This window comes from Symbiopectobacterium sp., assembly GCF_051710365.1.
Classification (GTDB): domain Bacteria; phylum Pseudomonadota; class Gammaproteobacteria; order Enterobacterales; family Enterobacteriaceae; genus Symbiopectobacterium.
Window position 1 is genome coordinate 1 of sequence record NZ_JBPETA010000205.1, and the last position, 5,205, is coordinate 5,205.

The 5,205-nt window shown below is 54.4% G+C and carries 2 protein-coding genes and 4 pseudogenes; 3 read left to right on the top strand and 3 right to left on the bottom strand.

The annotated features are described in order from the left end of the window. Positions 1-126 (bottom strand): annotated as a pseudogene (locus ACTBDZ_RS14855) (IS5/IS1182 family transposase); the annotation flags it as partial. A gap of 122 nt (positions 127-248) precedes the next feature. On the opposite strand from ACTBDZ_RS14855, the gene dgcN reads away from it, so the two are divergent. The 3 genes and pseudogenes from dgcN (at position 249) to ACTBDZ_RS14870 (ending at position 2,539) form a co-directional block, all read left to right on the top strand. Then, positions 249-1,250 carry an N-acetyltransferase DgcN gene (dgcN, locus tag ACTBDZ_RS14860; protein ID WP_438815893.1) on the top strand — a complete coding sequence of 334 codons (1,002 nt, stop codon included), beginning with the start codon at positions 249-251 and terminating at the stop codon, positions 1,248-1,250. Positions 1,251-1,330: 80 nt separating this feature from the next. Further along, positions 1,331-1,609: pseudogene (locus ACTBDZ_RS14865) on the top strand (dipeptide epimerase); the annotation flags it as partial. A gap of 69 nt (positions 1,610-1,678) precedes the next feature. Further along, the gene (locus ACTBDZ_RS14870; RefSeq protein WP_438815894.1) at positions 1,679-2,539 is read left to right on the top strand and encodes a D-amino-acid transaminase; all 861 of its coding nucleotides are present in this window, start codon (positions 1,679-1,681) and stop codon (positions 2,537-2,539) included. 72 nt (positions 2,540-2,611) lie between these two features. Here the strand turns inward: ACTBDZ_RS14870 and ACTBDZ_RS14875 are convergent. Then, positions 2,612-5,039, bottom strand: a pseudogene (locus ACTBDZ_RS14875) (DUF3772 domain-containing protein). 97 nt (positions 5,040-5,136) lie between these two features. Continuing rightward, positions 5,137-5,205 (bottom strand): annotated as a pseudogene (locus ACTBDZ_RS14880) (surface-adhesin E family protein); the annotation flags it as partial.

Genomic DNA, 5,205 nt, shown 5'->3' on the forward strand with positions numbered 1-5,205 from the left:
AGTAGTCGTTTTTTCCGTCCATGCAGCAATGGCTGATTCATCTAGCCATACGGTTAGAGAACCGCGCTGCCTGAGGGCCTTGTTATAGGAGGGCCAGTTAGTGATTTTAAAATTTTGTTTTGCCATGAAGACCTGATTTTGAAACAACTATGGTGATCTGATCCGATGATTACCCAAACTTTCTATTTATTCAACAAAGCCTGCCAGACTATGTAGCAATACACTCATTGAATACGTGACCAAAAATAATGGATATCAAAAAGCCCTATTTGCTTTTTCTTGGTGATGCGCACGATCAGTTAGCCGCCAAGGTCGCTATCGGCATCAAGCAATGGCACCCCGAATATTGTGTGGGCCAATACCGTATGGCGGACTGTCACGCGGATTGCGGCCTGCCGGATCTGGACATCGCAGCAGCACGCGCCGCCGGAGCACAAACCCTGGTGATTGGCGTAGCCAACCGGGGTGGCATTATCTCTCAGCAATGGATCGCCATTTTGCGTGAAGCGTTAGAAAGCGGCATGGATCTCGCCGCCGGACTGCACAATAAACTCGCTGACGTGCCGGAATTACGCGAACTGGCGGCAAAACTGGGACGTTCCTTGTTTGACGTGCGCCATCCAACGGAAACCTACCCGGTGGCAAACGGCCGCAAGCGCAGTGGCAAGCGCCTGTTACCCGTCGGCACCGATTGCTCCTGCGGCAAAATGTACACGGCGCTGGCCATCGAAAAAGAGGTTCTGGCAAGCGGCGGCAAGGCAACGTTCCGCGCCACCGGCCAGACCGGTATTCTGATCAGCGGTGCAGGTGTCAGTATTGATGCAGTGGTTTCTGACTTCATCGCCGGTGCCGTTGAAGTGTTGGCGCCCGCCAATGATGCAGATCATTGGGATGTGATTGAAGGCCAAGGTTCACTGTTCCACCCGTCCTTCGCAGGCGTAACCACCGGGATTATTCACGGTGCGCAACCGGATGCGCTGGTACTGTGCCATGAACCGACACGCAAAACCATGCGTGGCGTTGACTACCCGATCCCCGATCTGGCGGCCTGCATGGCACTCAACCTGTCAATGGCGCGGCTGACCAATCCTAACGCCCGATTTGTTGGCATCTCGGTGAATACCTCGGCACTGGATGAAGACGCCGCCCTCTCTCTGCTGGCAACCATTGAAGCTGAATTCGGCCTGCCGGCGGTTGATCCGGTGCGTCACGGTATGGGCCGTATCGTTGAAGCATTGGCCAGCCTATGACCGAACTTACCTTATCTCGTGAAAGCTGGCCGCTGCGTGAAGTGTTTACCATTTCACGCGGCAGCAAAAGGCAGGCCGATGTGGTGGGTCGTTACGACATGATTAACATCAAACTGGATAAAACCGGCGGTTTAACCGAAGCGCTGCGTCTGCGTGATGAAGCAGTCAAGCACGGGCTAAAAATTATGGTAGGCTGCATGGTCAGTACATCGTTGGCGATGGCACCTGCGTTTATCGTGGCGCAGGGGGCTGATGTGGTGGATTTGGATGGCCTGCTGTTGCTGCAACGCGATCGCGATAACGGGCTGGACTACCAAGGCAGCATCATCAACCCGCCTTCAGCCGCGCTGTGGAGCTAGTGCTGATTCGCGTGTGGTCTGGCACGCACTTTTACTGCCAGGCCATTTACCTTCTTTAGGAGTGTTGTAATGCAACGTATTGTGTATGTTGACGGTCAGTATGTAGAAGAGCAGGACGCCAAGGTTTCCGTTTTTGACCGCGGTTTTTTGTTCGCCGACGCCGTCTACGAAGTGACTGCGGTCATCAATGGGAAGCTGGCTGAATATGACGGCCACATCACGCGCTTGCAGCGTTCCTGCCGTGAACTCGCACTGCAACTGCCAGTCTCTATTGATGAACTGAAAAAGATCCATTTGGCGCTGATCGACAAAAACCAACTGCACGAAGGGGCGATCTATTTACAGCTCAGCCGTGGCAACGCGGGCGATCGCGATTTTCATTTTCCCGGTGCGGAAGTGAAATCCACGCTGGTGCTGTTTACTCAGGCACGCTCGGTTATCGATAACCCGAAAGCGGAAACCGGCCTGCACGTAGTGACCTGCCCGGATATTCGCTGGCACCGCCGTGATATCAAGACCGTCAGCCTGCTGGCCGCCTGTCTGTCGAAAGAAGTGGCCCACAGCAAAGGCGCGGATGACGCGTTTCTGGTGGAAAACGGGTTTATCACCGAGGGCAGTTCCTGCAACTGCTATATCGTGCTGGCCGATAACACCGTGGTAACGCGCCAACTGAGCAATGACATTTTGCACGGCATCACCCGTCAGTCACTGCTTGAACTCGCCACCAAGGACAATATCGCACTGGAAGAGCGTCCGTTCACACCGGAAGAGGCCTACCACGCCAGCGAGATTTTCCTCAGTTCAGCCACCACCTTTGTACTGCCGGTGGTTTCACTGGATGGTAAAACCATCGGCACCGGTAAGCCCGGCCCGATCGCCAAACGACTGCGTGAAATCTATATCGAGCGAGTGAAAGCACAGATCGAATAACAGCGCTATAGCAGCTTGTTTCAGGCTAATCAGTAAAACGCCCATCATGCTTTTTCACGATGGGCGTTTTTGTTATTCCGGCAGCAAGGTCGTGTCCGAGGCGTTTTCCAGCACCATTTTCTGCGGAGATGCCAGCGGAATGCTGGCAGTGCGCAGCCGCTTTATAATCTCAAACAACAAGTCGCTTTTCGCTCCTGAGACCATGCGGGGGCTGGGGACATAACCGGTCACACTCAGCACCATCCCTGTCGGCGTAAGCTGGCTAAAGGTTACCGAAGGCGCGGGGGTTTCCAAAATGGATTCATGATCGCCATAAGCGATGAGCAGGATCTCCCGAATGGTTTCAGGATCGGCATCCAGAGGGAAGGTTAGCGCCAGCGTTGCCACCCCCATCGCATTCCCCATGGTGATATTGCGCACGTTTTGCGAGATGAACTGTGAATTCGGCACAATCACCGTGGAGCGGTCGCCAAGTTGAATTTCCGTTGCGCGCACGTTGATGCGCCGGATATCCCCTTCTACGCCGCTGATATTAACCAAATCCCCGACTTTGACCGGACGTTCGGTAAGTAAAATCAGCCCTGAGATAAAGTTCTTAACGATCTCTTGCAGACCAAAACCAATCCCGACCGACAGTGCGCTGACAATCCATGCCAATTTATTCCACTGGATCCCCAACGCAGCCAGCGTCAACAGAATAAGCAGGATATAACCGATATTGGTAAACAGGGTGACCAGCGAAGCACGAATCCCCTTTTCCAGCGTGGTCTTCGGCAGGAAATCATCTTCTAACCACCGCCGGGATGAGCGTAAAACATAGATACCAATCACCAGACAAACAGCGGCGTTTACCAGATTGGCCGGGACGATACTTAACGACTCCAGCCCCTTACCGCCCCAGATTTACACCGATTTTTGCAACAACTCGATCGGTGTCGTGGTGCCAAAGGTGCCGTTTAGTAATGCCACGGCGCCCATCAGAATCAGAAAGACTTTCCCACACACCGACACCAAGGAAGTCGCCTGCGCCAGATGACGATCGTCCAGATTCAGAGAGCGTTTAATACGGCGCCCGCTGGCGGTATTCGGCGAAAAAATGCTTTCACTGAGATCGGTCACCAGGGTTATCAGCAGATACAGGCAGGAAAGCACCATCCCCACCCATATCAGCTCATAAATCAAGAAACGTGCCAGCGAGATATAGCCAATTGCCAATGAAATCAGCACGGCAATCGCCGTCAGCAAGGTAGCCAAATGCACCAACCCTGACAGCGTAGAGTGCGCTTCCGGCTGTTCACCCGCTTCTACCATCTGCCGTCGCACCTGATTGCTGCGCAGCGCAATCGCCCCCACCGTTAACGCCAACGCCAATGCAGACAGCCCGTTCCCGACGATAGTGACAGCAACGGAGGTGCCCACCGTGGTGTTAAGCTGTTCAAGCATGCCAAACACAAACATCAGACTGGCGGCAATAATCGGGAACGGGTCCATCGCTTTGGCAACCGGGTTAGCCATGGCAGGTAAGCGCCAGGATGGACGATGGTTGGAAAGAAACGCCCGCCCCAACCCAGCAATCATGGCGCTAAATACGGCAAGCCGCACCAGGTTATCGAGAAAACTCCCGATAGCAGCCGGTACATCGCCGGGGCGCACCAATGTATAGTCAAGCAGATTCGCGGCAAGCACGATGGTCGTGACGGAAGAGAGCATGGTAGCAGAAGCGAGGAAACTGCGGCGCAACCGCCCTTCCGGCAGCCAACGTATCCCGGCACGTGCCAGATATTTTTCCAGTAGTCGCTGGCCCACCGTGGCTAACGCCAGCGCCAACAGCAGATAAAACAGCGTTCCATACCGCCAGTCCGGCTCCCAGGTCGCACTCAGCGTATAGCTGAGCTGCGCCTGAAACTGCGTCAATCGCTTTTCATCTTCGGCCTGAGACGCCAACAACGGGGACCAGAAACGTGCGCCCAGAATGCTGCCCGAGTTAAGCGCCAGTTGCGTTTTTAGCGCATTGCGACGCAGCGTAATAATCTGCGCCGAGAGATTGAGAGCACCCCGTGCGGATGGCCTGAATCTGCTCCAGTTGCGCGTCCAGTTTGGTTTTTTGCACATTCAACGTGGCACGTTTACGCGTGACCTCGCTGGTTTCCGTTATCGCCGCCCCCTGTTCTGGCGCAGGCCCCAGCACATCGACTTGCGCCTGAAGCTGTGCCAACGCGGTTGCGAGATCGGTGGTGTTGCCGATCAACTGCTGCACGGAGTCATTCAATTCGCCGTATTTGCTGTCGCTGGCGGCATTGGAGACCTGCTGCTTGATGCCATCCAACTGCTTTTGCAATTTGGCGACTTCACTGTCTACATTGATTTTTGCAGCAGCAGCCACATCCGCAGGCGTGGTGTTATCAGCGGCCGTAGCCGGTGGCGAGGCGCACAACAGCGCAAACAATACGGCAAAAATGACGGGAAGCCATACCAGCACAGCACGTTGAGGCACTCGCATCAAAAGGTTTCGTTGCATCAATAGGGCTCTTCTCTTGGCAATTGGCTTTGTTGAATAAATCAGAACTTGTAACGACTGTGCCCCATCGGGTCGATTGTTACGTGATGCGAATACTGTTCGGCATTCCTAATAGCGTGATCCGGTTAAGCGCTTTGACCATCGCCAT